This is a genomic window from Isoptericola sp. GX10416 (assembly GCF_056590155.1).
In genome coordinates this window covers 276,617-302,542 of sequence record NZ_JBWPVO010000002.1, presented here as the reverse complement: position 1 = coordinate 302,542, position 25,926 = coordinate 276,617, and the positions used below count along the sequence as shown (strand labels likewise).

Here is a 25,926-nt window from a genome sequence, read left to right as displayed (position 1 = left end):
GGGCAGATCCGCGCGGTCAGATCCGCGCGTACCGCGCGCGGGCGAACGAGTAGACGCCGTACGCCGCGATGCCGACGCCCGTGACGATCAGCAGGGCCGTCCCGAACGGCTGGTCCCGGATGGTGCGCAGGGCGTCGTCGAGGCCGCCCGCCTTGTCCGCGTCGTGCGTGACGCCGGCCGCCACGAACAGCCCGCCCAGGACGGCGAGCGCCACGCCCTTGGCGATGTAGCCGACCTGGCCGAGCCGGACGACGGCGACGCCGACCTTGCCCCCGCCGGCGCCACGCAGGTCCTCGAGGAACTTCTTGCGCCACCCCTTGACGACGTGGAAGACGCCGACGCCCACGATGACGAGACCTGCCGCGACCACGAGCCAGCGGCCGGCCGGGTCCTGCATGAGCGTCGCCGTCAGGCTCTCCTGCTGGCCGCCGCCACCACCGCCCCCACCGCCGACGGCGTAGCGCGCCGCCATGGCCGCCAGGACGCCGTACAGCACGCCCTTGCCGCCGGCCTTGACGCGTGCGCCGGCCTCCTGGGCGTCGTCCACGCCCGGCACGCCGACGAGCGCCTCGGTGAGCTGCCACAGCGCGAGGGCCGCGAACCCGAGCGTCACCGCCCAGAGGACGACCATCCCGCCGGGCGCGCTCGCGAGCTGGCGGAAGGCCCCGGACTCGTCGGCGCTGCCGGACGAGGACCCGAGCGCCAGCCGGACGGCCAACCACCCGATGAGCAGGTGCACCACGCCCGACGCCGCGTACCCGGCGCGGGCCAGGACCCGCAGCCCGGTGCTGTTCCGGGCCCGGCGGGCCGCTCCCTGCGCTCGCCCTGATGTCGACACGGTTCACCTCCGGCGCGCCGCGTCCCTCGCGGCGTCGTCGCCACCCTGTCGCAGATCTGCCGCGTGTGCCACGCGTCCGGACAGCACGACGGCGGGCCGCCCCGAGGGGCGACCCGCCGTCGGACGGGCTGGGGAGCTCAGGCCTCCTGAGGCGTGAGCACGAATCCCGGGCCCTCGGTGGAGGGCTCGGCGTCGAGCTGCAGCGAGTCGAGCGCGCTGGCAGCCTCGTTGTCGACGAAGACCTTGGTCTCGCCGGAGTCGTCGACGACCGCGTCGTCGGGCTGGGGCGCAGGGACGAGCGCGAGCTCGAAGTTCCCCGGCTGACCCGAGGACTGCGCGATGCGCAGGCCTCCCTCGCTGGGGACGCCGGCCTGCTGGGCCAGCGATTCGACGGCGGTGCGGGCGTTGTCCGTCACGGTGAGCATGAGTGCTCCTCTCGTCGGGTACGCGACCTGTCCACCGAAGCAGCAACCGGGGGTCTCGCGCAACGGGGAGGGCCGAGAGCGAGATTTCTCTCGGGGGCTGAGACACCGGCTGCCGACGCCCGGCAGGCGGCATAGTCTGCCCCCCGGCCGCCGAGTGGCTGGTCGCACGGCGTCGGCACGGATCTCGCCGAGCACGTCGCCCGCGTAGGCTGACCCGCAGCCACCGCTCCCACCGGACGGCGGCGGGCCTCTAGCTCAACTGGCAGAGCAGCGGACTTTTAATCCGCGGGTTCCGGGTTCGATCCCCGGGGGGCCCACTGGCCCGGTCCCCCTCGTGCAGGACAGGATGGCCGGGTGACCACGCTCCTGCCCGACGCCCCGCACCCCGCCGGACCCGTCGTCGTCGCGCACCGCGGCTACTGCGCCGTCGCCCCGCAGAACACCCTCGTCGCCTTCGAGGCGGCCTGGCGCGCCGGCGCCCCGGCCTTGGAGCTGGACGTGCGCCTGACGGCGGACGGCGTCCCCGTGGTGATCCACGACCCGGTCGTCGAGCGCGTGTCCGACGGCGTCGGTGCGGTGGACGAGCTCGACGCCGCCACGGTCCGGGGTCTCGACGCCGGGTCGCGGTTCTCGCCGGTCCACGCCGGGCAGCGCATCCCGACGTTCGCCCAGGCGGTCGACTTCCTCGCCGATCGTCCAGGCATGGACCTGCTGTGCGAGTACAAGGGCCTGTGGACGCCCGAGCAGCTCGCCCCCACCATCGCGGCGATCGACGCGGCGGGGCTCAGCGGCCGCACGATCGTGCAGGGCTTCGACCGCCGGACCGTCGCCGCGCTGCGTCAGGCGGCGCACCACCTGCCCCGGGGCTACCTGTGCGAGGACGCCCCGGCCGACCTCTTCGAGGCCGCGGCGGAGCTCGGCGTCGTCACCGTCAACCCGGCCGTGGCCGCCGTGCTCGCGGACCCGGGTCTGGTCGCCACGGCGCACGGTGCCGGGCTGCGTGTCATGCCGTGGACGTCGAACGAGACGAGCGAGTGGGAGGGCCTCGTCGCCGCTGGCGTCGACGCGATCATCACCGACCGGCCCGGGGAGCTGCGCGGCTGGCTGGCCGGGCGCGCGGGCACAGCGCTGCGCTGACGCGCGCACAGCGGGCTACTGCCCGGCGGCCGGCGCTACTGCCCGTCGCCGCCGTCGCCACGACCACCGCCGTCGCCCGGCCCGTCGGTCGGGCCGCCGTCTTCCGAGTCCGGGGCGGGACGACCGCGCCACCGTGAGGCAGTCCGCGACTCGTCCTGATCGTCGACCTCGTCGTCGATCGCGACCTCGCCGGTCATGCGCCGCTCGGCCACGGCCTCGCGCTCGTCGATGGCGTCCTGGCCCGGTCCCTCGAAGTTCTCCCGCCGGGCCTCGGCCTCCTCGCTGCCGCTGTAGAGCCCGACCGGCTGGGAGGGCGGCATCACCGTGGTCTCGTCCACTCCTCGTTGCGGTGCGGGGACCTCGCCGATCAGGACGGTCGCGTCCTCGTCCGGGCCCGACGCCGGCACCCCGGCGCGCTGCCGGTCCCGCACGGACGAGCGGCGGGGCCGCCCGGTGCTCGTCCGCCCGGGTACGACCACCGTCTCGTCGCCGCGGCGTCCGCCCCCCGGCGCCGGTGAGGCGGCGGACGCAGCGCTCGACGGCGGCTCGACCGAGACGGGCATCGGCATGGGCTCCTGCTCGCCGGGCTCGAGCTCGGCCGAGGCCTCCGCGTCCGCAGCATCCGGCAGCTCCGGGGCACCGCCGTCGGGCAGGGGCACCGCGTCCTCGAAGCGGCGGCGGGGCATGGCGTACGGGGCCTCGCGCTGGAGCCATTGCACCAGGCCCTCGCGGACGTGGCAGCGCAGGTCCCACAGCGTCCCGGCGTCGGCGGCGCTGACCAGCGCCCAAGCCTTCACCATGCCGCCGGTCGCGTCGGTGATCTGCAGGATGCCGAGGCGTTGGTCCCACAGCGGCGAGTCCTCGAGGAGCCGCTCCAGCTCTGCACGCATCGCGGGCAACGGGACGTTGAAGTCCACGTCGACCTCCACCGTGCCGAGGAGGTCGGCGGCGCGCCGGGTCCAGTTCTCGAACGGTGTGGTCGTGAACTGCGTGCTCGGCAGGATGAGCCGGCGGTCGTCCCAGATGTGCACGACGACGTAGGTCAGGGTGATCTCCTCGATGCGGCCGAACTGCCCGTCCAGGACGACGACGTCATCGACGCGGATCGCGTCGGTGAACGCGATCTGGATCCCGGCGAAGGTGTTGGCGAGGCTCGACTGGGCGGCGATGCCGGCCACCACGGACAGCACACCGGCCGAGGCCAGGATCGAGGCTCCCGCCGCCCGCATCGCCGGGAACGTGAGCAGGACCGCCGCGATCGCGAGGATGACGATGATCGCCACGGTGACGCGGCGCAGGATCGAGATCTGCGTCTTGACGCGGCGCGCGTGCCGGTCGTTCGAGGCGACGCTCGTCCGCGCGATGGTGCGGTCCTCGACCACGAACGCCATCGCGCCGACGAGCCAGGCGCTCGAGACGATCGTGGCGATGAGCAGGCCGTGCTGCAGCACGTCGAACCATGCCTCGTCCTCGTGTGCCGAGAGTCGGAAGGCCACCCACACGGCGACGATCATCAGCAGCATGCGCAGGGGGTGCCGCAGCCTGGTGGCGAGGTCGTGCATCAACCGGCGACGTCGCGCGAACCGCCGGATGAGCACCGACAGCAACGTGGCCGCGATGTAGGCCGTCACGAGGGCCGCCGCCGCCCATGCGAGCGTGACGGTCAGGGACACGGTCGACTGGACGGTGTCCGAATCGATCGGGGAGTCGCCGTCGAAAAGCATGGGCTCAGCCTAGGTACGACCCCCGAGGGCTGCGCTGCGAGTGGCCGGTCGGCACCCGCACGATCCGGACGTGTTCGCGCTCACACCGCCGTGCAGGAGGCAAGACGCGGCATCTGTCCGGACCTTCACCGGCACTTCTCAGATTTTTCGCCGGATCCTTGGTCGATCGTCGCGCAGCTCCCAGAGTCCGGTCACAACCGGACGTCACGATGGACGACGGCCCCGAGACCCGAGGAACAACACCCTTGACCACACGTCGCTTCACCCTGCCCCGGCTGCGCCCGCGGCGCAACCCCGGCAGGCACTTCCAGCCCCGCGCACGCCGCACCAAAGACAGTGCCCGCACCTACCGCACCGGGATCGCCGCCGCGACGGCCATCCTGGCGCTCACGGCCGGCACGGCCACCGCCGTCGGCCCGCTCGCCGGCGGCCCGGTCGCCGAGACCGGCGCCTCGACCACCGCAGAGATCGCCCCGTCGGCCGACCCCACCGCAGGGTCGGAGCCCACCTCGGGCCCGACGGACGACACCGGCGAGGCGACCGAGACCACCGAGGTCGCGGCGACCGACGCCCTCCAGCGCGCCGAGCTCGTCACCACCGAGTCGACGTCGGTGTCGAAGAAGCAGGAGAAGAAGATCGCCGCGCAGGCCGAGGAGGTCGCCGAGATCCTCACGAGCCGCGGCGGCGAGCCCGCGTCGCGGTCCGCCGAGCGCACCCCGCTGCCCACGCCCGCCCTGCCCGACGCAGAGGGCTCCGCCTCCCCGCAGCCCTCCGCGCAGGGCGAAGCACCGCCGTCGGGCAGGGACGCCGAGGCGGAGGCCGAGCCCGCGCTCGAGGCCGAGCCCGCGGCGGACGAGGAGGCGGCGCTCACCGCTGCCACCGAAGAGCTCATGGTGCTGCTCGAGGACGCCGAGTCCACCGTCGAGGTCGAGGCCGCGCCCCCGACGCCGGCGGAGATCCTGGCCAACCAGAAGGCCCGGGCCGACGACGCCGCCAAGGAGCTCGCCGAGCAGGCCGGTTCGGTCGCCGACTTCGAGAACGGGCGGATCCCGACCGACGCGATGTGCGAGCTCTCGTTCGCGTCCGGCGAGACGTTGCGCTGCGACGCGGGCGCGCAGCTCGAGCGGCTCGACAAGGCGTACAGGGCGAAGTTCGGCTCGCACCTGTCCATCACGGACTCGTACCGCTCGTACACGTCGCAGGTCTCCACGAAGGCCATGAAGGGCTATCTGGCGGCCGTCCCCGGCCACTCGAACCACGGGTGGGGCGTCGCGCTCGACCTCGGCGACGGCGTGGAGTCGTTCGGTTCCGCGAAGTACGAGTGGCTGCGCAAGCACGGGCCGGCGTTCGGCTGGGACAACCCCGGCTGGGCACGGGCGGACGGGCGCAAGCCGGAGGCCTGGCACTGGGAGTACGTGCCGATCGACTGAACGCCCGGCACGACGGCGCGCTCAGCCCCAGCCGAGCGCGTGCAGCCGGTCGTCGTCGATCCCGAAGTGGTGCGCGATCTCGTGGACCACGGTGACGGCGACCTCCTCGGCGACGTCGTCGGCGGACTCGCAGAACGCGAGCGTCGGGTTGCGGTAGATCGTGATCCGGTCCGGCAGCGAGCCCGCGGCCCAGAACTCGCCGCGCTCGGTCAGCGGGACGCCCTCGTAGAGCCCGAGCAACCCGGGGTCGTCCGCGGGGGCGTCGTCCTCCACGAGGACGACGACGTTGTCCATGAGCCTGGTCAGCTCGGCCGGTACCTGGTCCAGGCCTTCGGAGACGGCCGTCTCGAAGTCCTCGCGCGACATCTCCACCACCGGGCCATCCTCCCCCACGCCGGCGGCGGCAGCCGCGACGTTCACCCACGCCCTGCTCCCCGGTATGCTGTCTCGGCCGGCCCCCATCGTCTAGCGGCCTAGGACCCCGCCCTTTCACGGCGGTAGCACGGGTTCGAATCCCGTTGGGGGTACTCGAGTGACGTGACCCCCGTCACCTCGGATGTTCCGCTGCGGAGCATCGTTCCTGGTCAGGATTCGATTTTAGGATCAAGCCAGGCATGGGGTACGCTTTTCCTCGGCTCGAAAAGAGCCCCTCGATCGGCCGTTCACGACCGATCTTGGCCCTGTAGCGCAGTTGGTTAGCGCGCCGCCCTGTCACGGCGGAGGTCGCGGGTTCAAGTCCCGTCAGGGTCGCGCATGATGCGCCCGGTTCGTCGGTCACGGCGCCCCGGGCGTTCGTGTCATGGCTTGGCTCTGTAGCTCAGTTGGTAGAGCGTTCGACTGAAAATCGAAAGGTCACCGGATCGACGCCGGTCGGAGCCACCGCAGCAAGACGGGTAACGCCGCAGGTCACACGACCTGCGGCGTTTCTCGTGTCCGCAGCCCGACGACGGGCGGCGACGGCTCGGGCGACATCCGGGCGACATCCTGGGAACGCCACCGCTCGTCGAGGCGCCGGGCGACGTCGTCGAGGTCCTGCGGGAACAGGTCGGCGTACACGTCCAGGGTCATCGCCGCCGACTTGTGCCCCAGCATGGCCTGGACGGCCTTCACATTCGCCCCGGCGGACACAGCCAGGGACGCGGCGGTGTGCCGCAGGTCGTGCAGGTGGAGACCGGGGAGCCCGACGGCGGTCGCGGCGGGGTCGAACAGGCGCCGCACGTTCCCGGCCCGCAGCGGCGTCCCGGCGGACGTCGCGAACAGGTGATCGTCGGCGCCGGTGATGCGGCCCTGGAGGATGTCGACCAGGAAGCCGGGCACGGGCACGTCGCGGGCCTCTCCATTCTTCGGCGGGCCGTACACCTGCCGTCCGCCTACCTCGGTCACAGCTTCTTCCACGCGGATGCGGCGGCGCAGCAGGTCGACGTGACGGCCCCTCAGCGCGACGGCCTCCCCGAACCTCAGCCCGGTGAACGCGAGCACGAGCACGAGCGCATGCATCTGGTCGCATGTCGCGGTGTCAGGGCGTGCGCGCTCGGTCACGGTCGTGGTGCCGTCCTCGACCTTCCGGGTCGTCCAGCGGCCCACGGCGGCAGCGAGAGTGCCCGCCTGAGACTCCGTGAGGTACATCCGGCGGCGCCTGTGGTGCTTCGGCACCGGGACACCGGTCGCCGGGTTGGTGGCCAGCCTGCGGGCGCGCACGGCGCCGTCGAGCACAGCGTGCACGAGCACGTGCGCGGACCGCACGTGCGACGCGGACAGGTCGCGCGCGACGAGATCCGCGACCCACTCCGCGACGGCCTCGTGCGTGACCTTTGCGAGAGGCACGGACGCGAGCGGGTCCGCCAGGCGCAGCGTCGAGGTGTACCCGGCGCGGGTCGTGGGCTTCAGGTCATGGCGGCCCTTCAGCCACCGGTCGGCATACTCCCCGAACGTGACCCGCCCGGCTGCGGGGTCAACCCACTCCCCCGATGCGAGCGCGGTCCGCTGCTCCTCTTCCCACCTGCGGGCGTCGGTCTTCCGGTCGAACGAACGTGAGCGCGGGCGCCCGTCGGCTCCGCGCACGCTCGCGCGGTACCTCTTGCCTGTGCCGTGCCGCTCAGTGCGCTCGGTCGCCCTGGTGCCGTCCGGACGCTGCACACTCCGGGTCCAGCGGTCTTCGATAGCCACGCGAGGTCTCCGATCTTCGGTTGTGCTGACCCTTCAACTTTACCGCCAGAAACCGAAAGCTACCGGGAAGACTGGGCACGCGAAAAGTTGAACCACTCACCACCGAGCCGCGCTCCCCTGCGTCGGTAGTGCAGCGCAGGCTCGCCCTGCGATAGTTCGTTGCGGAGGTATGCACGCGTGACCACAGTCCTGAATGTTCTAGCACCCCTCATCGGCCTCGTGGCATCCGCCGTCGGCGTCGTCGTGGCATTGGATCAGCTGATCCAACGGTCGAGAATGCGACGGGTTGCGCAGTGGACCAAGGAACTTGCGGAGGTCGAACACGACTCTGAGCGAGCCCGGGTCCTCCACCAAATCCAAGCGTGGGCCGCGGCTCACCTGACGGCGAGCGTGTTGGTGCCCGCCCGATACTTCGCTGACGCTCTCGTGACACTCGCGGGAGTTCCACTCGCGATCTTCGCGGTCTTCGCAGTCGGCCACAGAGTCGGACGACCGCCGGATGCCCCCACCATCATTGCCGTGCTCGTTCTCGGCTTTGTCGCACTCTGGCTCTCGCTTGGCTTTGGAGTCCGCGCATACTGGGAACGTAGCCGGGTCGCTTCAGAGTATCTGAATCGCGTACACGTCCGTTCGCCGGACCTACGTTCGTATCTTCACCTGAGGACCGAACTCACGTGGAGAGACCGCGGTTGGGCTGCCGTAGTCGCGGCAGGCGCATGTGCGTTCAGCGCAGCAGTCGCGGACCTTGTCTTCTTTCGACCCTCCGACTGGGCTCTACCGGTGATCGTCCTGGGTTTCGGCGCCATCGCTCAAGGCGCCGATACGATCCGGCGCAAGGCAGCGAGAGTCGTGGTTCTCGATATCGAATAGCCGCTGATCGTCCCCGACATCGGTCGCCGGGCAGGACTGTCAGAGTTCATCGTCGGCTCACCGCCTACTCCACGGTTTCGAGCGGCTCGTCGGGCAGGCGTACCGTGACGGCCGTTTAGCGTCCGCATCAACTCGGCGTCAGCACGAAGTTCCCGAGAGTTGCATGGAATGCGTCGCCTGCGTCCGCAGGCTTGACCCGGCGGAAGCTGAGAGTGAGGCGCGCCGGAACATCGCTCCCCGTCACGGGCAAGGCGAGGTTGACCACGGCGCCTTCGAGTTGCTCGATATCCTCTCGGGAGACGACCGCCGCGGGGATGCTGGCAATGCACTCGATGTGTGCGCGGCCTGGCCCCGTCACCAGCAGGCCATCATCCCGCGCCTCAATTCCGTGCAGACTGGCCGGAGGGACCTGCGCTCCCTTCATAGGACGGTGGGGCGGTCGCACCTTCAATGGAATGATGCGGCCTCCAGCATCGAGGCTCACGGTCATCGCATGCTGAGGAAACATGACGAAGTCCGAGGCGAGGTGCTCAACGAAGACGAACAACGACGCGTAGACGCTCGTGTACTCGTCGCGGCGTTTTCCGTCAGCCGGATTCTTCTCGGCGTACCAGGTGAAGTTGAGGTGCGAGTCAGCAAGTGGGACGACGTTCGGTGTGTGAACCCGTCGCGCGAGCATGCGGATGAGGTCGCTTCGGTGCGCCCATCCCGTGCCGGTTGCTGTGCGAATCGGCACCTCCCTTTCGGGCCCTTTGCCGGTGAGGTTCTTTACAACATACGGTGCCCCATCGGTTCGGAACGCGAACGCAACGACTGTCTGCCCATCTCTGACGTGCACGATCTTGTGGATCGTCGGGTCAGGTGCCTCCAATTCGTCGAATCCACTGCGAACCTGGGACCACCATGTCTCCGGATCGATATCGTCCCCGAGTTCTACTACCCGATGGTTGTCTTCGTCAATGCCAACGATCAGGATTATCTCGGTCCCGGCCGCACGGTTGGCGGCGCCAGCCAACCGCCGCGGGAACGACTTGACGTCGGGCCAGTCAGCCTTGAGTTCGACGACGTCGTCCTCGTGCTTGCCACCGCCAAGCACGTGCTCGACGGCCTGCATGACTCGGCTTTCAAGGATGATTCTGTCCATGAGCGCAGGCTAGCGACGGTCCGCCTACTCGATGTGTAGGCGGACCGTCGCGGGTCCTCTTCAGGCGTCGTCACGGCGCAGGTCGAGGGCACGAGCGACGGCGGCTTCGTCGGCATCCCAGGCAGCCATGCGTCGTTCAGTCTCGCGGTGCAGGACAGTGAGGCGTTCCCGACGTTCCTCGTCGGTCATGATGTCCACAGCGACCGGGACGGCGCCCCCGGCCGGGCCGGAGATCTCCAGCCGCTGCGCGGTGTCGATTCCGAGAGCGCGGGCTTCCACCTTCGTCGCGACGTCGAGCCACGCGACCAGGTCCCGCGGCGACAGGTCAGCAGGGTCGAGGCTCTCCAGGGCCTCGGTCACCTTCGCGAGCGCGGCAGCTGCGGCGTCGGCATGCCTGCGGCCCATCGTGCGGGCTCGCCCGCGCCACGCGTCGTCTTCAGCGCGCTGGACGTGGGCGTCCCACGCATCGGAGCGCATGACCCACTGCCAGCGGACCGACCAGCGGGACATCAGCGCCGACGACTTGCCCAACTCCTGAGCGACCTTCGCCAGACTGCGGGTCAATCCGGCGTCGCGGTAGGCGATGAAGGCCGCGTAGGCGGGCCGCGACTCCCCCGCGGCCCGGTCCCACGGCTCCCGGGCGGTCATCGGGTCTCCCCGAGGGCGCGCGCCGAGAAGATCCCCCGCGGTCCCGGTCGCAGGCTCGTGCGGGACGCGTCGTGCATGAGCAGGTCGGACTGGTCGACGCCGTCGCGGGGCGTACGTCCGCTGCCCCTGGGCCAGGAGTTGTTGAGGACCCGGACGCGGCTCTCGGCGGCGCTCAGACGATCCGCGGCGACCTTCAGTGCGGCAGTGGCGTCGGCGTGGGCGTCGGTCGCTGCGGCGACTTCCGCGGTTGCGGTGGCGAGGTTCCGGTCCAGGATCTCCTCTGCGTGCACGCACCACGTCGCGACGATGTCCTGACGCACGTTGCTGCGCTCCCGCTCGAACACCTCACCGCCGGGGGTCGGCTGCCACTCCGGCGGCGGGTCGGCGGGCTGCGGCTGTCCGGCGAGCGCTGCCGCTTCAGCTTCGGCACGCCACGCAGTGACGGCCTTCTCGTGGTCGGCGTAGCGGGCGCGCTCACGGCTGGCGAACGTGCCCTCCGCGGCGTTGATCTCCTCCAGGCGTGCCCGGTGAGGCGCGAACACCTTCTCGGAGTCGAACAGGTCCAGTGGCGGGCGGACGCCCTCGGAGATCTTGAACAGGACAAGCGTGTGGCTCATCGACATGACGGGTTCCTTTCGGTGGTGGGTTCAGCGCTTCGGACCGAAGCGACGTGCGGCTTCGCGGCGACCGTGCGCACCGCGGTGCGGTGCGTCGGGCTCGGGGCGCCGAGCGGTGAGCGCGTCGCGGATGACGGCCTGGTCGTCAGGCGGGTAGTGGCGCTCCAGGCGGATCCAGCGAGAACGCTCAGCGAGGGTCAGCGGGTGTGCGGTGCCGTCAGCGGCGGCGGTGAGACGGTCACGGTTGGTGTCGGAGAGTGTCGGTTTCACGTGTGGTTCCTTTCGGTCAGGCGGCGGTAGGTGTCAGGTCGGCATACTGGACAGGGTCGGGGTGCGTCTTCGGTGCTCGTGAGAGCCCACCCGTCCCGGCAGACGTGTCCGACGTAGGGCACGGGCACGCCCCGATCTGACGGATCGTCGAGGTCGTCGCGCGTCACGTCGCGGCCTCCCGTCGGAGCGGGACCACGTTGCTCGGCTTTGCAGCAGGGGGATCGTCAGCCGCAACGGCCTCGGCGTGACGCGCGAGGGCGGCGAGCACGACGGCTCGCTGCTCCGGCGACAGGGCGAGCGTGAGGGTGTCCATGTCGGTTGCTCCGTTCGGGGGTCCCATAGACCTGGCGGGGGTCCCAGCGGGCTCGACGGCGGGGGTCCCATAGACCTGGGCCGGGGGTCCCATAGACCGGGTCCCCCGGTACAGGTATGCGGCGTCGAGGGCGTCGCGGTCGGGCAGCCGATAAAGGGATGCGCGTCGGCGGTTGCTGCCGGGTGCAGCGGGTCGTCCGCGCACCACGCAGGTGAGCAGGCGACGGCGGTCCAGGCGGTCGAGGGCGTCGCGGACGGCTCGCTCTCCGAGTCCGGTCGAGGCGGCGAGCGCGCGCCTGGGCAGCGCGGGCCGGGTGGTGCGGTGGTGCTCGGCGAGGTCGCACGCGGCGGCAAGGACCTCGCGGTCGGTGTCGGTCAGGGGCGCGTCGGCATCCTCCACGAACGCGCGCACGGCGGCGATGGTCGCGGTGACGTCGGCAGGGGAGATCGGCGCGGGTGCCTCGTCGACCCATGCGGCGGCGGTGACCCACGCGGATCGGAGGGTGCGTTCCCGGTCGCGGGGCGGGCGATCCTTGCCGCTCGCCTTCACGGCAACCTGCCGTCCCAGGTTCGACCGTGCTTCGGTCACGAGCGCGGCCCACTCGGCGAACGTGTGCCCGCGCTGGACAGCGGATGCGGCGGTGCGCACGAGCGCGGTCCACACGGCGCGGTCGCCCCGGGCTCGCAGGTCGTCGCGGCGAACACCATCGCGGATGAGATCGACGACCGGCCCGGGAAGGGCCCGGTTCACCGCGCGGCGGGCTCGGGGCGGACGGTGCCAGCGCCGGTGTACGCAGCGAGCGCGTCAGGCGAGTAGCGAACGCGGGCGCGGCGCCCGGTACCGAGCCGGATGTACTCCGGGCCCTCTTCGCGGGTAAGACGCCATGATGCGAGCGTGCGCACGCTGACATTCAGGTACTCGGCGGCCTCGGCAGGGGTCAGCAGGGCTGCGGGGCGGCTGGTCGTCGTAGTCACGGGGACGGGTCCTCTCAGGTGGCGGTGCAGTCACCGGCCTCCTGGGGCCATCTCCGCGATGCGCTAAGGCTTCCTGCGGGCCGCGCGGTCATCGGCCCGTTCGTCACCTGTAACGCTAGCCGGTCTCCGCCATGCTTTGCCAGCGTTTCCGGCAGTTGTCACCGAGTGTTCCCACAGCCCGAGGGCAGGCGAGATCCTGGGCGACATCTGGGCGACACGGGCGACATCTGGGCGAGATTTTTCCCGGTCTACGTCGGTAACTACCGGTCTTCGTCCGATAAGGTGTTCCAGCAGATCAGGGCAGTTTCTAGGGGTTGTCGCAGGCCAACCCGGCCGACGCCGATCCGGGCGACGTTCGACTGAAAATCGAAAGGTCACCGGATCGACGCCGGTCGGAGCCACCACCACGAAGACCCTCGGGCCGCAGCCCGGGGGTCTTCGTCGTTTCAGGGCACCGGGTGCCGACTCACCAGCGCTCTGGAATTGCCTGGACCAGTCAGGACGGGTTGAGTGGGACCACACGCACGCACTCGTCGAGGATCGGAGCAGCCGATGACGGACTGGGACGACGGGCAGACGCCCCCGGCAGACCGGCCTCCCAGCATGGGCCGGCTCGTCGAACAGCTCTCGGAGCAGGCCACCCGCCTGGTCCGGGCGGAGATCGCCCTCGCCAAGGCGGAGCTGACCGAGAAGGCCAAGCGATCCGGGATCGGCGTCGGGCTGGTGTGCGCGGCGCTCGTCATCGTGCTCTACGCGGTCGGCGTCCTCGTCTGGTCCGCGATCATCGGCCTCGCCGAGGCCTGGCCGCTATGGCTCTCGGCGCTCGTCGTCGGCGTCGCCATGCTCCTGGTGGCCGCGCTGCTCGTGCTGGTGGCCGTCCGCCAGCTCAAGCAGGCCGCCCGGCGTCCAGAGACGATCGACCGGGTCAAGGAGGACGTCAACACGCTCAAGGAGGGGATCAAGGGATGAGCCCGGAGCGAGCAGGCCGGACGGCGGCACCCGACGACAGCACGGCCGGCATGAGCCGGGCGGAGCTCGAGGCGCAGGTGGCCCAGGCCCGTCGCCAGGTCGGCGACACCCTCGACGAGCTGACGACGCGACTGTCTCCCTCGTACCAGGCGGCGCAGCTCGCTCACGGGACGAAGCAGGCCGCGGCCGACGCGGGCGGTCTCCTCACGGGCCACGGGCTCCCGGCGCACGATGCCCAGCGGGCCCGCAACGCCAAGCTCCTCCTCGGCGTGGCCGCCGTCGGGGCGGCGACGGTCACGATCCTCGTCGTCCGTGCGATCCGTCACTGACCGCCCCGCGGTCGTCGGCCAGCCCATGGTCGTCGGCCCGGTCACCGGGCCGGCGGCTCACCTCTGCGAGTCGTCGTTCCGCGTGTCGGCCGCGGCGGCGTTCGCCGCCGCCTCGGCCTCGGCAGCCTCGGAGGCCGCCCCGAGCAGCGCCCGGACCTCGGACTCCTTGTAGCGCCGGTGCCCGCCGAGCGTGCGGATGGACGAGAGCTTGCCCGCCTTGGCCCAGCGGGTCACGGTCTTCGGATCGACACGAAAGAGGCTGGCTACCTCAGCGGGCGTCAACAGGACCTCGGAGTCACCGTGAAACGACATCCCCTGCACCTCCTGGTACGCGACCGGTTCGGGCGGCGCCCTGAAGCTCCACGGTCGTGTCGTTCCATTGTGTGCAGAAAGCGGGATTGAGGCGACTTGAACCGAGCGTGAACTTGCGGTGGTCAAGGTCCGACTCGCCCCGTCGGTCCGGAACTGCGCACCCCGACGGCGTGACATGAGTCACGTTCGGAGCACTCCACGACCTGACCAGGCGCGGGTCAGCCGGTTGGCGACGTCATGCCGAGTGGAGGGAATGCCGTTCCAGCATGTACCGTTAGAACCTGAACAGACGAAATCTTCTCTCGGGGCCGCACGTCTGCGACGTTGCCGCCCCGCTCTTACGTTGAGGGGGTCGGAGCCATGGGCCGGGGCCGTCAGAAGGCTAAGCACACGAAGGTCGCTCGCGAGCTGAAGTACTACAGCCCCGAGACGAACTACCACGCGCTGGAGCAAGAGCTCAAGGCCGACCAGTCGACCGACGTCGTCACCGAGGACCGCTGGAACGACAGCGCGGACTCGGCGTACGACAACAGCTACGCGTCGTGGGACGACGACCGCCGCTGAGTCGCAGCTCCACCACCAGCTCGGTCTCGACAGGGTCGGACGGCACCAGCCGTCCGACCCTTCGTGCGTCCGTCAGCGGTAGTCGCCGACGAGCCGGACCGCCCCCGCGTGCACGCCCTTGGTCCCCACCACGAGGTCCTCGACCGGAGCCGCCGGGTCGAGCTCGGCGACCGTGCCCATCACCCAGGCGTCCACGCCGAGGGTGCGCAGCCGGTCGAGAGCCGCGTCGACGCCGTCGGCCCCCACCACGGCGACCATGCCCACGCCGAGGTTCAGCGTGTTCTCCAGGTCCTGACGAGGTACTCCGCCGAGCTCCCGCACCGTCCGGAAGACGGCCGGCACCTCCCAGGACGCCCGGTCCACCGTCGCCACGACACCCTGCGGGAGCACGCGCGCGAGGTTCGCCGCGAGCCCTCCCCCGGTGACGTGCGTGAAGGCGTGCACCTGCGCCGCATCGTCCCGGGCCAGCGCCAGGCAGTCGCTCGCGTACACGCGGGTCGGCTCGAGCAGCTCCTCGCCCAGCGTCCGCCCGAACTCCTCGACGTGCCGGTCGAGCTCCCAACCGGCGTGCTTGATGACGGCCCGCACGAGCGAGTAGCCGTTCGAGTGGATGCCGCTGGAGGCCATGCCGAGCAGGACGTCCCCGGCACGGACCCGCTCCGGGCCGAGCACGGCGTCCGCCTCGACGATCCCGGTGGCCGCCCCCGCGACGTCGTACTCGTCGGGGGCGAGGAGCCCGGGGTGCTCTGCCGTCTCGCCGCCCACCAGCGCGGTCCCGGCGACCTCGCACGCCTGGGCGATACCGCGCACGATGTCGGCCACCCGCTCGGGCACGACCTTGCCCGTGGCGATGTAGTCCGTCATGAACAGCGGCTCCGCGCCGACCACCACGATGTCGTCGACGACCATGCCGACCAGGTCGAACCCGATGGTGTCGTGCTTGTCGAGCGCCTGCGCGATCGCCACCTTGGTGCCGACGCCGTCCGTCGAGGTGGCGAGCAGCGGCTTGCGGTACTGCTGGAACGCCGAGAGGTCGTAGAGCCCGGCGAACCCGCCCACGCCCCCGAGGACGGCGGTGCCCTGCGTGCGGCGGACGGCGTCCTTCATCAGCTCGACGGCCTTGTCCCCGGCCTCGGTGTCGACGCCGGCGGCGGCGTAGGTCAGTCCATCAGTCACGGCGTCAGGCTCCTGGGTGTTGCGGGGTGGGTCAGGGGTGGTCGAGCGCGGTCTGGCCGCCCACGCCCACCGAGAGCTGGGAGAGGCCGTCCTGCGGCGCTCCGAGGGGCAGCTCGGCCTGCTCGAGCTGGTACTTGCCCAGCTGGTGCTCCTCGGGGAGCTCGATCGGGTACTCCCCGGTGAAGCAGGCGGCGCACAGCTGCGACGCCGGCTGCTCGGTCGCGGCGATCATGCCCTCGGTCGAGATGTAGCCCAGGCTGTCCGCGCCGAGCGACTGGCCGATCTCCTCGGGGGTGAGCCCGTTCGCGATGAGCTCCGCACGCGAGGCGAAGTCGATGCCGTAGAAGCAGGGCCACTTCACCGGGGGCGACGAGATCCGCACGTGCACCTCGGCCACACCGGCCTCGCGCAGCATGCGGATCAGCGCGCGCTGGGTGTTGCCGCGCACGATGGAGTCGTCCACGACGACGAGCCGCTTGCCGCGGATCACCTCGCGCAGCGGGTTCAGCTTGAGCCGGATGCCGAGCTGGCGCAGCGTGTCGGACGGCTGGATGAACGTGCGGCCGACGTAGGCGTTCTTGGTCAGCCCTTGGCCGAACGGGATCCCGGACTCCTGGGCGTAGCCGACGGCCGCCGGCGTGCCCGACTCGGGCACCGGGATCACCAGGTCGGCGTCCACCGGGTGCTCCCGGGCCAGGATCCTGCCCATCTCGAGCCGGGCGGCGTGCACCGGCCGGTCCTTGATCGACGTGTCGGGCCGGGCCAGGTAGACGTACTCGAAGACGCAGCCGGCGCGCTCGGTCGGGGCGAACCGCGTGGACCGCAGCCCGTCGTCGTCGATGCAGATCAGCTCGCCCGGCTCCACCTCCCGCACGAAGGACGCGCCGACGATGTCGAGGGCAGGCGTCTCGGAGGCCACGACCCACCCGCGCTGGGTGCGGCCCAGGACGAGCGGTCGCACGCCCTGCGGGTCGCGGGCCGCGTAGAGGGTGTGCTCGTCCATGAAGACGAGCGAGAAGGCGCCGCGCAGCCGCGGGAGCACCTCGAGCGCGGTCTGCTCGAGGGTGTGGTCCTCGTCCCCGACGAGCAGCGCCGTCACCAGCGCGGTGTCCGTCGTGTTGCCGCGGGCGAGCTCACCGCGACGCTGGGCGCCGTAGCGCTCGGCCACCAGGTCGACGAGCTCGGCGGAGTTGGTCAGGTTCCCGTTGTGGCCGAGGGCGACCGTCCCGGACGCCGTCGCGCCGAGCGTGGGCTGGGCGTTCTCCCACGTGACGCCACCGGTCGTGGAGTAGCGGCAGTGGCCGACGGCGATGTGCCCCGTCAGGGCGTTCAGCGCGGTCTCGTCGAACACCTGGGAGACCAGGCCCATGTCCTTGTAGACGAGGATCTGCTCACCGTTGCTGGTGGCGATCCCGGCGGACTCCTGGCCGCGGTGCTGCAGGGCGTACAGGCCGAAGTAGGCGAGCTTCGCGACCTCCTCGCCGGGAGCCCAGACACCGAAGACGCCGCAGGCGTCCTGCGGCCCCTTCTCGCCGGGCATGAGGTCGTGGTTCAGACGGCCGTCAGGGCGCAAGGGCATGCCCCGAGTATCCCACAGCCGACCGCCCGGGCCCGCGCCGTGCTCACCTGCGACGCAGGCTCCGGCGGTCCGCCAGGACGGCGAGAGCGCCGGCGAGCAGCACGAAGAAGGTCGTGGTGCCCAGCACGATCACCGAGACGTACACGCCCGGCTTGAGCAGCAGGGCGCCGTCGTCGCTCGCGATGCCGGACAGCCAGACGCCGAGGACCACGCCGACCACGACGCCGACGACGGCACCCACCGTGAAGAATCCCCGGTACCGGGGCGCGCGGCGCACCCGGGCAGGGTCGACGAGCAGGTGCTCGTCGGGCTCGGCGTGCTCGTCGGGCTCGGCGCGCTCGACCGGCGCGGGAGACGGGTCGGGACTGGTGCTGCTCACACCTCGAGCCTATCCCCCGCGCCGTGCAGGTCAGTCGAGCGGCTCCCACGGACCGTGGCGGTCTCCCGGCTCCTGGTTCCGCGTCCACCAGCGGGCCTGCCACCGCTCGCCGTCGTGCACCACGGTCTCGCCACCCACGTACACCTGCGAGGCCGTCCAGGCGGGGAAGGTGCCGGCGTCGGTCTCGACCGGCGCGCCGATCTCCGCCCAGGCACCCCAGGGGCTGGCGCCCGGCGTCTCGCCGCGCGTCCACCACATCGCCTCGAAGACCCGGCCGCTCGAGGACACCCGGTCTCCGGCCGTGTAGACGACGTCGGCCTGCCAGGCGGGCTCGGTGGGTTCGCCGGGCCCGCCGGCCGTGAGGTCCATCCCGACCAGCAGCGGGTCGTGGTCGGAGGACCGGAACGGCGACTCGTCGTAGAGGAGCGTCACGTTGTAGGCGTACCGGCTGTACTCGTTCGCCACCGGCTCGTACGCGTTGATGTTCCAGATGTCCGTGCCCGTCACGGCGTCGAGCGCCGCCGGGGAGGCCAGCACGTGGTCGAGCGACCCCACCTGGCCGCCGAAGGAGTACGTGTACTTGCCCGTCGTCGGGCCGAGGTCGGTGTAGCCCGCGTCGGTCAGGACCACGACCGGGTCCTCCTGCTCGTAGGCGTTGAAGTCGCCGACCAGCAGCACCCGGTCGGTGCCGGCGTCGGCCGCGACCTCGTCCGCGAAGCCCACCAGCGCCGTCGCCTGCCGCACCCGCGACTCGTTGGACGAGCCCTGACCGTCACCCGCGTCGCCGTCGCCCGGCCAGGGACCGGCCGAGCCCTTGGACTTGAAGTGGTTGGTGATCACCACGACGTCGTCGTCCGGGTCGTCGGCGGCCCCGCCGGCCGGCTGGAAGGTCTGCGCGAGCGGCTCGCGGGCGTTGCCGAAGGCGTCGGACCCGAGCAGGATGCGCGACTCGCCGACCGTCTCGGCCGTGGCGGGACGGTAGACGAACGCGTTGCGGATGACGTCCTCGTCGGTCGGCACGTCGGCGGGCGAGGGCACGAGCTCCCAGGTGCCCGCACCGTCCACCTCGTTCAGCGCGTCGACCAGGTCGGAGAGCGCCTGGTCGCGATCCTTGCCGAACGCGGCCGAGTTCTCGATCTCCTCGAGGGCGACGACGTCGGCGCCGAGCTCGCTGATCGCGGCGACGATCTTGGCCTGCTGCCGCTCCAGGTTCTCGGCGTCGGCGGCGCCCCGGGCGAGGCACCCGCCGCGGACGCTGATCGGGTCGCCGTCGCGATCGGTGTAGTACTGGCACCCGTCGAGCTGGTCGCCGGTGGTCGTGAAGTAGTTGAGCACGTTGAAGGTGCCCACGGTGAGGTCGCCGCCCACGTCGGCGGGCGACGCCTCACGGGTGTCGGCGAACTCGGCCGGCTGCACGGCGGCGGCGTTGTCGCCCGTGAGCTGCTCGAGCGGCTGGAACGACCAGGCGCCGTACCGGTAGTCGAGGACGACGGGACCGGTGAAGGTCACCGGCGCGCCGACACGCAGCGGGTCGGTGCCGTTCAGCCACGGCAGCGGTGTCGACGACCTCGACGACCCCGAGTAGTCCCACGTCGAGCCGTCGTCGAGCTGGACGGCGCGCGCCGCGTTGTCGGCGGCCTGCGCGGCCGCCTCGTCCGAACCGGGGCGACCCGCCGTCGTCGGCTGCACGAGCGGCGAGTCTCCCGCCGCGAGACCCACGGTGCCGTAGAGGTTCGTCGAGTAGTTGTCCGTCACGGTGAGCTCGCCCTGCGGGGCCAGCAGCATGCCCTCGAGGGCCTCGCGCTCGGCGTCGGTGGCCGGCCAGGTCGTGGGGGTCGGCTTCACCGCCTCGGCGGGCTCGTCGAGCACGGTCCACGACGACGGCGTGACCTGCGTCAGGTCGAAGTACTCGCCGGCCTCGCCCGTCACCTCGAGGTGGTCGCCGAGCCCGACCTCCTGGGCCGCGGCGGCGGAATAGACGAAGAGGGCGTCGGAGGCGCCGGGGGTGGCGTCGTCGGCCGGGTCGCCGCCGCTGCCCGAGGTCTGCAGGTAGAGGCCGTCGAACCCGCCCGTCGGGTAGACGGCGGTCACGACGCCGCGGGTGGTGACGACCTGCCCGTCGAGCGGCGAGGAGTCGCCCGTCCCCTGGATCTCCGCGATCGTGGCGGCCTTCGGGTCCGGGTCCGGGTCGGGGTCCGGGTCGGTCTGCGCGCCGCTATTCGCCGGCGTCGGCTCGCCGGCCGTGAAGTCGGCGGCGTTGTCGACCGTGTGTCCGTGGTCGGTCCGCGCGACCGACGTCGCGTTGGTCGTGCCCGGCGCGGGACCGGACCCGAGGAAGGTGTTCGCCGAGCCCCACCCGACCAGGTCGACCAGGTCCGCGACGTCGGCGCACGCCGCACCGGTGCAGTCGAGGCGGTCCGTGGAGGAGACCAGCGCCACCTCGGCACCCGAGCCGGACATGAAGATCGATCCCTCGACGTCGGGCGTCGGAAGGTCCGGCAGGTCGGTGTCGTTGCCGTGCGCCTGCCCCACGAGGAACGAACCGCCCGCCGGGATCTCGCCCGCCAGGTCGGTCTGCCCCGACCAGGTGGTGCCGCCCGCCGACCCGTACTGGACGGACCAGCCGTCCAGGGGGACGGGCTCGTCGCCCGGGTTGTACAGCTCCACGAAGTCCTGGTCGTAGACGGCGCCGTTGTTGCCACCGCCGCCGTAGACCTCCTCGACGAGGACGACGGCGTCCGACGACGGCACGGCTGCGGCAGGGACGGCGGGGACCGCGGCAGCCGGGACGAGCAGGGCGGCGAACGTCGCCACGCCCGCGGTCCGTCGGCAACGCGGGATCCGTGACAGAACAGTCACTCTGGTCCTCCTCGATCAGGGTCGACAGGGCGGGCTCAGCCAAGCAGCCCGGTGTGAACGCTGCTTGAACCCCAGGTCACGACCACGCTGCCGAGAGGAGACCGGTGCTCGACCGTAGCGTCCCCCACCGACGAGCGCAGCCCCGGGAGCCGATGCAGGGGCCGCTGTTCGCCCGGGACTCCGCCTGGTCGCGACGGTGCGGCCGCCTGGCGGGCCAGCGCAGGCGCACCGCCGCCTGCCCCCGCCCGGTGGTCGGTGCTGTGGTCAGCGCGGGCGGGCCGCCTGCAGCGGGAGCATCCCGGTGAGGTCGGCCCGCTCCCCGGAGGCGTGCACCCGCCCCGACGCGACGGCTTCCACCCACGTCTGCCGGCCCGTCGCGAGCGCCAGCCAAGTCTGGACGTCGGTCTCCACGACGTTCGGCGGGGTGCCCCTCGTGTGCCGCGGACCCTGGACGGCCTGCACGGCGCCGGCCGGCGGGACGCGCACCTCGACGGCGTTCCCGGGCGCGACGTCGGCCAGCTCCTCGAGCGTGAACCGGACCGCCGTCGTCGTGCTCCGGCGGTCCGCCGTCCCGGCGAGCCACTCGGCCACCGCAGCCCGGCCCGCGGCCGGGTCCGTCCGTCGTCGTGCAGGCATGGGCCCAGGCTATGTCGGTCGAGCCCGCTGATGATCCGGGCGGGCTTCACGGCAGGGTGAAGAGCACCCGCCGCTCGGCCACCGAGGCCTCCGCCAGCGTCACCCGGGCGCGCTCCCCCAGCGGCAGCTCCACGCCCTCCGCGCCGACGACGGCGGCACGCACCGCCGGGTCGCGCAGCATGACCTGGCCTCGCGCCCGCCGGGGACGGCCGTGCTGGTCCACGGCAGCGTCGGCGTCCACGACGACCCCGTCGAACTGTCTCCCGACGCGGGACCCGAGCAGCACCGCCTCGACGATGTCGACGCACGCCCGCTCGAAGGCGTTCGCGCGGCGTGCCGCCGCCTGCATCGTCGCGGGCAGGGCGGGCAGCGCGGCCAGCGCCCACTCCGGCACGTCACGGCCGGCGGACTGCGCGACGCAGATCTCCGTGCCGTACCGGTCGACGAGCCGGCGCAGCGGCGCCGTGACGTGGGCGTACTCCGCCCCGATGGCCGCGTGCCGGGCGTCCGCAGGCAGCGGGACCCGCGCGCCGCCGTCGGGTCCTGGCACGCCGAACGCCAGGTAACCCGCACCGCGGAACAGCGTCGTCGCCTCGTTGAGGAACGCCGCGTGCGCCGATCGCCGGGACTCGAGGCGCGGCAGCAGCTCGGCGTAGGTCGTGTGCTCGGGCCAGTCGATCCCCAGGGCGGCCGCCGTGTGCCGCAGGCGTGCGACGTCGCCCGACGCCGCGGGCGGCAGCGTCCGGAAGACGCCCACCCCGGCCTCGCGCATGAGCCGGGCCGCCGCGATGCCGGTGAGGAGCGAGATCTGGGCGTTCCACTCCTCGATCGGCAGGGTGCGCCGGAGCTCCAGGTCGTAGGAGCCGTCCGCGCGCCGCACCACCTCCTGCTCGGGGACCGCCAGCGAGACCCCGCCGCGCTCCTGCTCGCGAGCGTGCCGCAGCCGGCCGACGTCGGCCAGGAGCGTCAGGGACTCCGGCGCGGACCCGGCGTCGAGCGTGGTCTGCGCCTCGCCGTACGTGAGCCGTGCCCGCGAGCGCACGACGGCGCGGGTGACGGTGGTGCTCGAGATCTCGCCGGACGAGTCGACGGCGATGGTCCACAGGACCGCCGGACGGTCCTCGCCCGGCAGGAGGCTCGCCGCACCCTCGGACAGCACGGTCGGGTGCAGGGGTGTGCGCGAGTCCGGGCCGTAGAACGTCAGCCCGCGGCGGTGCACCTCCGCGTCCAGGGCGCCTCCCGCCGAGACGAACGCGGCGACGTCGGCGATGGCGTAGCGCACGATGTACCCGTGGCCGGACGACGCGACGTGGACCGCCTGGTCGAGGTCGAGGGAGCCCGGCGGGTCGATCGTGACGAAGTCGATGTCCCGGCGGTCCTGGCGGAAGTCCTTCAGGTCGCCGCGCGCCGCACGCTCCGCCTCCGCCCGGGCGTCGGCCGGGTACATGGCGGGCACGCCGATCTCGGCGCGCAGCGCGGCCAGCGCGGACACGACGTCGTCGGAGCTGACGGGCACGAGTCGCAGGTCTCGGGTGGGCACGCCACGACCGTAGTTCTGCCTGTGCGCCGCCGCGCGCGGAGGGAGATGCTGTTTCGACACGGCCGCTCGGAGCAAAGTATCTTGATATCAAACGATCTCGACGTCCCCAGGAGCATCTCCGCATGACGACCCAGCCCCAGTCAGCCGCCGCCCGGATCTACTACACGTACACCGACGAGGCGCCGCTGCTGGCGACGTACTCGTTTCTCCCGATCGTCCAGGCGTACGCGGCGAAGGCCGGCGTCGAGGTCGACACGCGCGACATCTCCCTCGCCGGGCGCATCCTCGCGCTGTTCCCCGACCACCTGACCGAGTCCCAGCGCGTCGGCGACGCCCTGGACGAGCTCGGCCGGCTGGCCACCACGCCCGAGGCGAACATCATCAAGCTGCCCAACATCTCCGCGTCGGTGCCGCAGCTCAAGGCGGCGATCACCGAGCTGCAGGGCCAGGGCTACGCCATCCCGGACTACCCGGAGGACCCGTCCACGGACGCCGAGCGCGAGGCCCGCGCCCGCTACGACAGGGTCAAGGGCTCCGCGGTGAACCCCGTCCTGCGCGAGGGCAACTCCGACCGCCGTGCACCGGCGGCCGTGAAGAACTACGCCAAGGCGCACCCCCACAGCATGGGCGAGTGGTCCCCCGAGTCGAAGACCAACGTCGCCACGATGGGTGCCGACGACTTCTTCTCGAACGAGAAGTCGGTGACGATGCCCGCCGCCGACACGCTGACGATCCGCCTGCGCACGGGCGACGGCACCCGGGTGCTCAAGGAGGGCCTGGCCGTCGAGGAGGGTGAGGTCGTCGACGGGACGTTCATGTCGGTCGCGGCGCTGCACCGCTTCCTCGCGGAGCAGATCGAGCGCGCGAAGACCGAGGGCGTGCTGTTCTCCGCACACCTCAAGGCCACCATGATGAAGGTCTCCGACCCGATCATCTTCGGCCACATCGTCGAGGCGTTCCTGCCCGAGGTCTTCGAGCAGTACGGCGCGCAGCTCAAGGCGGCCGGGCTCTCGTCCCGCGACGGCCTCGGCGGCATCCTGTCCGGCGTCGACGCCCTGCCCGACGGCGAGGCGGTCAAGGCCGCCGTCGCGAAGGGCCTCGAGGACGGCCCGGCGCTCGCGATGGTGAACTCGGACAAGGGCATCACGAACCTGCACGTGCCCTCGGACGTCATCATCGACGCCTCGATGCCCGCGATGATCCGCATCGGCGGTCACATGTGGGGCCCGGACGGCGCCGAGCACGACACGCTCGCCGTCATCCCCGACTCCTCCTACGCCGGCGTCTACCAGGCCGTCATCGACGACTGCCGCGCCAAGGGCGCCCTCGACCCGGCCACCATGGGCTCCGTGCCGAACGTCGGCCTCATGGCCCGCAAGGCCGAGGAGTACGGGTCGCACGACAAGACCTTCGAGATCCCGGCCGACGGCACCGTGGAGGTCGTGAACGCCGCCGGCGAGGTGCTCATGTCGCACGACGTCGCCGCCGGAGACGTCTGGCGCGCGTGCCAGACCAAGGACGCCCCGATCCGCGACTGGGTGGGCCTGGCGGTACGCCGTGCCCGCGAGTCGGGCGACCCGGCCGTCTTCTGGCTCGACGTCGACCGCGCGCACGACGCGCAGCTCATCGCCAAGGTGGAGGAGTACCTCGGCGACCACGACACCGACGGGCTCGAGATCCTCGTCATGGCTCCGGCCGAGGCGACGCGCTACTCCCTCGACCGGATCCGCGAGGGCCTGGACACGATCTCGGTGACGGGCAACGTGCTCCGCGACTACAACACGGACCTCTTCCCGATCCTCGAGGTCGGCACGTCGGCCAAGATGCTGTCGATCGTGCCGCTGATGAACGGCGGCGGGCTCTTCGAGACCGGCGCGGGCGGATCGGCCCCGAAGCACGTCCAGCAGCTCCTGGCCGAGAACTACCTGCGCTGGGACTCGCTCGGCGAGTTCTTCGCGCTGTCGGCGTCGTTCGAGCACCTGGCCCGCGTGGCCGGCAACGCGAGCGCACAGGTCCTCGCGGACACCCTCGACCGCGCGACCGGGACGTTCCTCGACCAGGACAAGTCGCCGACCCGTCGCGTGGGCGGCATCGACAACCGCGGCTCGCACTTCTACCTCGCCCTGTACTGGGCGCAGGAGCTGGCCACGCAGACCGAGGACGCGGAGCTCGCCGCGGCGTTCGCGCCGCTCGCAGCCACCCTGGCGGAGCAGGAGTCGACCATCGTCGACGAGCTGCTCGCGGCCCAGGGCAACCCCGTCGACGTCGGCGGGTACTACTACCCGGACGGCGACAAGGCCGCTGCGGTCATGCGACCGTCGCGGACCCTCAACTCGGCGGTCGACACGTTCTGACCCGAGCTCCGCACCGGCCCGGTCGAGGTACCGCCTCGGCCGGGCCGGCCCTGTCTCCGCCGAGGAAGTGCGACGTCCGCCGAGGTAGTCACCAGGACCAGCCTCGGGCGCTGAGCTCCAGCTCCTCGCGCAGCCGTTCGTCCTCGGTGACCCGCTCGTCGGCGCGCAGGGGCCGGTCGACGACGGCGAGCCCGGCCGCGCGGCAGGCGTCCCGCAGCATCGCGTCGTAGGCGTCCTGCGCGGCCCGCCAGTGGTGGGCGCGGGCATAGACGTCCGGGTCCTCGGTCACCTTGTGCAGCTCGTGGGAGAGCTCGCCGAGGCGGATCTGGATCGCCAGCGTGACGAGAGGGTCCGGTCCGTCCCGGCGACGACGACGTCGTTCCCGTGCCGCTCGGTGCGGCGCCGAGCGCAGCCAGGTACCGACAGCCATGATCGCGAGCACGAGCACGACCGACATCAGGTACGCCAGCGGCCACGTCATCGGAAGCCTCCCTGCGCCCCAGCATAGTGACCCGCGCCACGTCGCGCCGGTCAGGAGCGTGTCCGCCGAAGGGTTGCCTGCCCTGCCCCGCTCCCCCAAGGCACGCCTGTCCTTGCTGGCGGACCTGCGGAATTGTTCCTAACCTGGAATCGTTCAAGAGAACGGCGCAGCACCAGCACGGTGACCGCCGCC

General features: G+C 71.8%; 25 protein-coding genes and 4 tRNA genes. 10 read left to right on the top strand and 19 right to left on the bottom strand.

Translation table 11 applies throughout. The features are described from left to right. Nucleotides 1-16 precede the first annotated feature (16 nt). On the bottom strand, nt 17-838 hold the full coding sequence (locus ACWAT2_RS05240) for a DUF1206 domain-containing protein (protein WP_402373664.1): 822 nt from the start codon (nt 836-838) through the stop codon (nt 17-19). A 137-nt stretch (nt 839-975) separates the two neighbouring features. Beyond that, entirely contained in the window at nt 976-1,263 is a 288-nt protein-coding gene (locus tag ACWAT2_RS05235) for an iron-sulfur cluster biosynthesis family protein (RefSeq protein WP_402373661.1), read from the bottom strand. A gap of 244 nt (nt 1,264-1,507) precedes the next feature. Here ACWAT2_RS05235 and ACWAT2_RS05230 point away from each other — a divergent pair. Next, nucleotides 1,508-1,580 (top strand) — tRNA-Lys (locus tag ACWAT2_RS05230). A gap of 37 nt (nt 1,581-1,617) precedes the next feature. After that, nucleotides 1,618-2,400, top strand: coding sequence for a glycerophosphodiester phosphodiesterase (locus tag ACWAT2_RS05225; RefSeq protein WP_402373658.1), 783 nt, complete (start codon nt 1,618-1,620; stop codon nt 2,398-2,400). A gap of 35 nt (nt 2,401-2,435) precedes the next feature. Here ACWAT2_RS05225 and ACWAT2_RS05220 read toward each other — a convergent pair whose 3' ends face one another. Continuing rightward, a complete protein-coding gene (locus ACWAT2_RS05220) occupies nt 2,436-4,124 on the bottom strand; it encodes a mechanosensitive ion channel family protein (RefSeq protein WP_402373657.1) in 1,689 nt (562 codons plus the stop codon). Between the two features lie 245 nt (nt 4,125-4,369). Here ACWAT2_RS05220 and ACWAT2_RS05215 point away from each other — a divergent pair, with 245 nt between their 5' ends. Beyond that, on the top strand, nt 4,370-5,554 hold the full coding sequence (locus ACWAT2_RS05215) for a D-alanyl-D-alanine carboxypeptidase family protein (RefSeq protein ID WP_402373655.1): 1,185 nt from the start codon (nt 4,370-4,372) through the stop codon (nt 5,552-5,554). 21 nt (nt 5,555-5,575) lie between these two features. On the opposite strand, the gene ACWAT2_RS05210 is transcribed toward ACWAT2_RS05215, so the two are convergent. Further along, complete coding sequence (locus ACWAT2_RS05210) at nt 5,576-5,920, bottom strand: metallopeptidase family protein (RefSeq protein ID WP_402373940.1); 345 nt, start codon at nt 5,918-5,920, stop codon at nt 5,576-5,578. 88 nt (nt 5,921-6,008) lie between these two features. Between ACWAT2_RS05210 and ACWAT2_RS05205 the strand changes: the two genes are divergently transcribed. The 3 genes from ACWAT2_RS05205 (at nt 6,009) to ACWAT2_RS05195 (ending at nt 6,433) form a co-directional block, all read left to right on the top strand. Next, a tRNA-Glu gene (locus tag ACWAT2_RS05205) sits at nt 6,009-6,081 on the top strand. Nucleotides 6,082-6,230: 149 nt separating this feature from the next. Beyond that, nucleotides 6,231-6,304: transfer RNA gene (locus ACWAT2_RS05200), tRNA-Asp, on the top strand. 56 nt (nt 6,305-6,360) lie between these two features. After that, nucleotides 6,361-6,433, top strand: a tRNA-Phe gene (locus ACWAT2_RS05195). 27 nt (nt 6,434-6,460) lie between these two features. Here ACWAT2_RS05195 and ACWAT2_RS05190 read toward each other — a convergent pair. The 7 genes from ACWAT2_RS05190 to ACWAT2_RS05160 form a co-directional block, all read right to left on the bottom strand. Continuing rightward, nucleotides 6,461-7,615, bottom strand: coding sequence for a tyrosine-type recombinase/integrase (locus tag ACWAT2_RS05190; RefSeq protein WP_402373652.1), 1,155 nt, complete (start codon nt 7,613-7,615; stop codon nt 6,461-6,463). 1,102 nt (nt 7,616-8,717) lie between these two features. Then, nucleotides 8,718-9,734 (bottom strand): hypothetical protein, encoded by a 1,017-nt coding sequence (locus ACWAT2_RS05185; protein WP_402373649.1) that lies wholly within the window; start codon nt 9,732-9,734, stop codon nt 8,718-8,720. Between the two features lie 60 nt (nt 9,735-9,794). Further along, nucleotides 9,795-10,382 carry a hypothetical protein gene (locus ACWAT2_RS05180; protein ID WP_402373646.1) on the bottom strand — a complete coding sequence of 196 codons (588 nt, stop codon included), beginning with the start codon at nt 10,380-10,382 and terminating at the stop codon, nt 9,795-9,797. After that, nucleotides 10,379-10,999 (bottom strand): hypothetical protein, encoded by a 621-nt coding sequence (locus tag ACWAT2_RS05175; protein ID WP_402373644.1) that lies wholly within the window; start codon nt 10,997-10,999, stop codon nt 10,379-10,381. Before ACWAT2_RS05175 ends, ACWAT2_RS05180 begins: the two co-directional genes overlap by 4 nt. 30 nt (nt 11,000-11,029) lie before the next feature. Next, nucleotides 11,030-11,269 carry a hypothetical protein gene (locus ACWAT2_RS05170; protein WP_402373642.1) on the bottom strand — a complete coding sequence of 80 codons (240 nt, stop codon included), beginning with the start codon at nt 11,267-11,269 and terminating at the stop codon, nt 11,030-11,032. 163 nt (nt 11,270-11,432) lie between these two features. After that, a complete protein-coding gene (locus ACWAT2_RS05165; protein ID WP_402373639.1) occupies nt 11,433-12,230 on the bottom strand; it encodes a hypothetical protein in 798 nt (265 codons plus the stop codon). A 98-nt stretch (nt 12,231-12,328) separates the two neighbouring features. Further along, nucleotides 12,329-12,556 carry a helix-turn-helix domain-containing protein gene (locus ACWAT2_RS05160; protein ID WP_402373637.1) on the bottom strand — a complete coding sequence of 76 codons (228 nt, stop codon included), beginning with the start codon at nt 12,554-12,556 and terminating at the stop codon, nt 12,329-12,331. A gap of 552 nt (nt 12,557-13,108) precedes the next feature. Between ACWAT2_RS05160 and ACWAT2_RS05155 the strand changes: the two genes are divergently transcribed. Both ACWAT2_RS05155 and ACWAT2_RS05150 read left to right on the top strand, forming a co-directional pair. Beyond that, complete coding sequence (locus tag ACWAT2_RS05155; RefSeq protein WP_402373635.1) at nt 13,109-13,525, top strand: phage holin family protein; 417 nt, start codon at nt 13,109-13,111, stop codon at nt 13,523-13,525. After that, nucleotides 13,522-13,854 carry a DUF3618 domain-containing protein gene (locus ACWAT2_RS05150; RefSeq protein ID WP_402373632.1) on the top strand — a complete coding sequence of 111 codons (333 nt, stop codon included), beginning with the start codon at nt 13,522-13,524 and terminating at the stop codon, nt 13,852-13,854. Before ACWAT2_RS05155 ends, ACWAT2_RS05150 begins: the two co-directional genes overlap by 4 nt. Nucleotides 13,855-13,911: 57 nt before the next feature. Here ACWAT2_RS05150 and ACWAT2_RS05145 read toward each other — a convergent pair whose 3' ends face one another. After that, nucleotides 13,912-14,166, bottom strand: a complete 255-nt coding sequence (locus ACWAT2_RS05145; RefSeq protein ID WP_402373629.1) for a BldC family transcriptional regulator — start codon at nt 14,164-14,166, stop codon at nt 13,912-13,914. A 360-nt stretch (nt 14,167-14,526) separates the two neighbouring features. Between ACWAT2_RS05145 and ACWAT2_RS05140 the strand changes: the two genes are divergently transcribed. Then, nucleotides 14,527-14,730: a DUF3073 domain-containing protein gene (locus tag ACWAT2_RS05140; RefSeq protein ID WP_402373627.1), complete on the top strand. Its 204-nt coding sequence runs from the start codon at nt 14,527-14,529 to the stop codon at nt 14,728-14,730. 72 nt (nt 14,731-14,802) lie between these two features. On the opposite strand, the gene purM is transcribed toward ACWAT2_RS05140, so the two are convergent. The 6 genes from purM to ACWAT2_RS05110 form a co-directional block, all read right to left on the bottom strand. Continuing rightward, complete coding sequence (purM, locus tag ACWAT2_RS05135) at nt 14,803-15,906, bottom strand: phosphoribosylformylglycinamidine cyclo-ligase (protein WP_402373625.1); 1,104 nt, start codon at nt 15,904-15,906, stop codon at nt 14,803-14,805. 31 nt (nt 15,907-15,937) lie between these two features. Then, nucleotides 15,938-17,485: an amidophosphoribosyltransferase gene (gene purF, locus ACWAT2_RS05130; protein ID WP_402373624.1), complete on the bottom strand. Its 1,548-nt coding sequence runs from the start codon at nt 17,483-17,485 to the stop codon at nt 15,938-15,940. A 43-nt stretch (nt 17,486-17,528) separates the two neighbouring features. Beyond that, the gene (locus ACWAT2_RS05125) at nt 17,529-17,864 is read right to left on the bottom strand and encodes a histidine kinase (RefSeq protein ID WP_402373622.1); all 336 of its coding nucleotides are present in this window, start codon (nt 17,862-17,864) and stop codon (nt 17,529-17,531) included. A 30-nt stretch (nt 17,865-17,894) separates the two neighbouring features. Beyond that, nucleotides 17,895-20,678 (bottom strand): ExeM/NucH family extracellular endonuclease, encoded by a 2,784-nt coding sequence (locus tag ACWAT2_RS05120; RefSeq protein ID WP_402373619.1) that lies wholly within the window; start codon nt 20,676-20,678, stop codon nt 17,895-17,897. A gap of 309 nt (nt 20,679-20,987) precedes the next feature. Further along, nucleotides 20,988-21,359: a sterol carrier family protein gene (locus tag ACWAT2_RS05115; protein WP_402373617.1), complete on the bottom strand. Its 372-nt coding sequence runs from the start codon at nt 21,357-21,359 to the stop codon at nt 20,988-20,990. Between the two features lie 46 nt (nt 21,360-21,405). Continuing rightward, entirely contained in the window at nt 21,406-22,899 is a 1,494-nt protein-coding gene (locus tag ACWAT2_RS05110; protein ID WP_402373614.1) for an RNB domain-containing ribonuclease, read from the bottom strand. A gap of 122 nt (nt 22,900-23,021) precedes the next feature. Here ACWAT2_RS05110 and ACWAT2_RS05105 point away from each other — a divergent pair, with 122 nt between their 5' ends. Continuing rightward, on the top strand, nt 23,022-25,253 hold the full coding sequence (locus tag ACWAT2_RS05105) for an NADP-dependent isocitrate dehydrogenase (protein ID WP_402373611.1): 2,232 nt from the start codon (nt 23,022-23,024) through the stop codon (nt 25,251-25,253). An 88-nt stretch (nt 25,254-25,341) separates the two neighbouring features. Here the strand turns inward: ACWAT2_RS05105 and ACWAT2_RS05100 are convergent, their stop codons facing one another. Next, on the bottom strand, nt 25,342-25,734 hold the full coding sequence (locus ACWAT2_RS05100) for a hypothetical protein (RefSeq protein WP_402373609.1): 393 nt from the start codon (nt 25,732-25,734) through the stop codon (nt 25,342-25,344). Between the last annotated feature and the right edge of the window lie 192 nt (nt 25,735-25,926).

What these genes read in the sequence shown, in the direction of transcription:
- ACWAT2_RS05155 (WP_402373635.1), top strand. Translation starts at nt 13,109, where the DNA reads ATGACGGACTGGGACGACGGGCAGACGCCCCCGGCAGACCGGCCTCCC.
- ACWAT2_RS05210 (WP_402373940.1), bottom strand. Translation starts at nt 5,920, where the DNA reads ATGTCGCGCGAGGACTTCGAGACGGCCGTCTCCGAAGGCCTGGACCAG.
- ACWAT2_RS05145 (WP_402373629.1), bottom strand. Translation starts at nt 14,166, where the DNA reads ATGTCGTTTCACGGTGACTCCGAGGTCCTGTTGACGCCCGCTGAGGTA.
- ACWAT2_RS05235 (WP_402373661.1), bottom strand. Translation starts at nt 1,263, where the DNA reads ATGCTCACCGTGACGGACAACGCCCGCACCGCCGTCGAATCGCTGGCC.
- ACWAT2_RS05220 (WP_402373657.1), bottom strand. Translation starts at nt 4,124, where the DNA reads ATGCTTTTCGACGGCGACTCCCCGATCGATTCGGACACCGTCCAGTCG.
- ACWAT2_RS05115 (WP_402373617.1), bottom strand. Translation starts at nt 21,359, where the DNA reads ATGCCTGCACGACGACGGACGGACCCGGCCGCGGGCCGGGCTGCGGTG.
- purF (WP_402373624.1), bottom strand. Translation starts at nt 17,485, where the DNA reads ATGCCCTTGCGCCCTGACGGCCGTCTGAACCACGACCTCATGCCCGGC.
- ACWAT2_RS05105 (WP_402373611.1), top strand. Translation starts at nt 23,022, where the DNA reads ATGACGACCCAGCCCCAGTCAGCCGCCGCCCGGATCTACTACACGTAC.
- ACWAT2_RS05175 (WP_402373644.1), bottom strand. Translation starts at nt 10,999, where the DNA reads ATGAGCCACACGCTTGTCCTGTTCAAGATCTCCGAGGGCGTCCGCCCG.
- ACWAT2_RS05140 (WP_402373627.1), top strand. Translation starts at nt 14,527, where the DNA reads ATGGGCCGGGGCCGTCAGAAGGCTAAGCACACGAAGGTCGCTCGCGAG.
- ACWAT2_RS05150 (WP_402373632.1), top strand. Translation starts at nt 13,522, where the DNA reads ATGAGCCCGGAGCGAGCAGGCCGGACGGCGGCACCCGACGACAGCACG.
- ACWAT2_RS05185 (WP_402373649.1), bottom strand. Translation starts at nt 9,734, where the DNA reads ATGGACAGAATCATCCTTGAAAGCCGAGTCATGCAGGCCGTCGAGCAC.
- ACWAT2_RS05100 (WP_402373609.1), bottom strand. Translation starts at nt 25,734, where the DNA reads ATGACGTGGCCGCTGGCGTACCTGATGTCGGTCGTGCTCGTGCTCGCG.
- ACWAT2_RS05180 (WP_402373646.1), bottom strand. Translation starts at nt 10,382, where the DNA reads ATGACCGCCCGGGAGCCGTGGGACCGGGCCGCGGGGGAGTCGCGGCCC.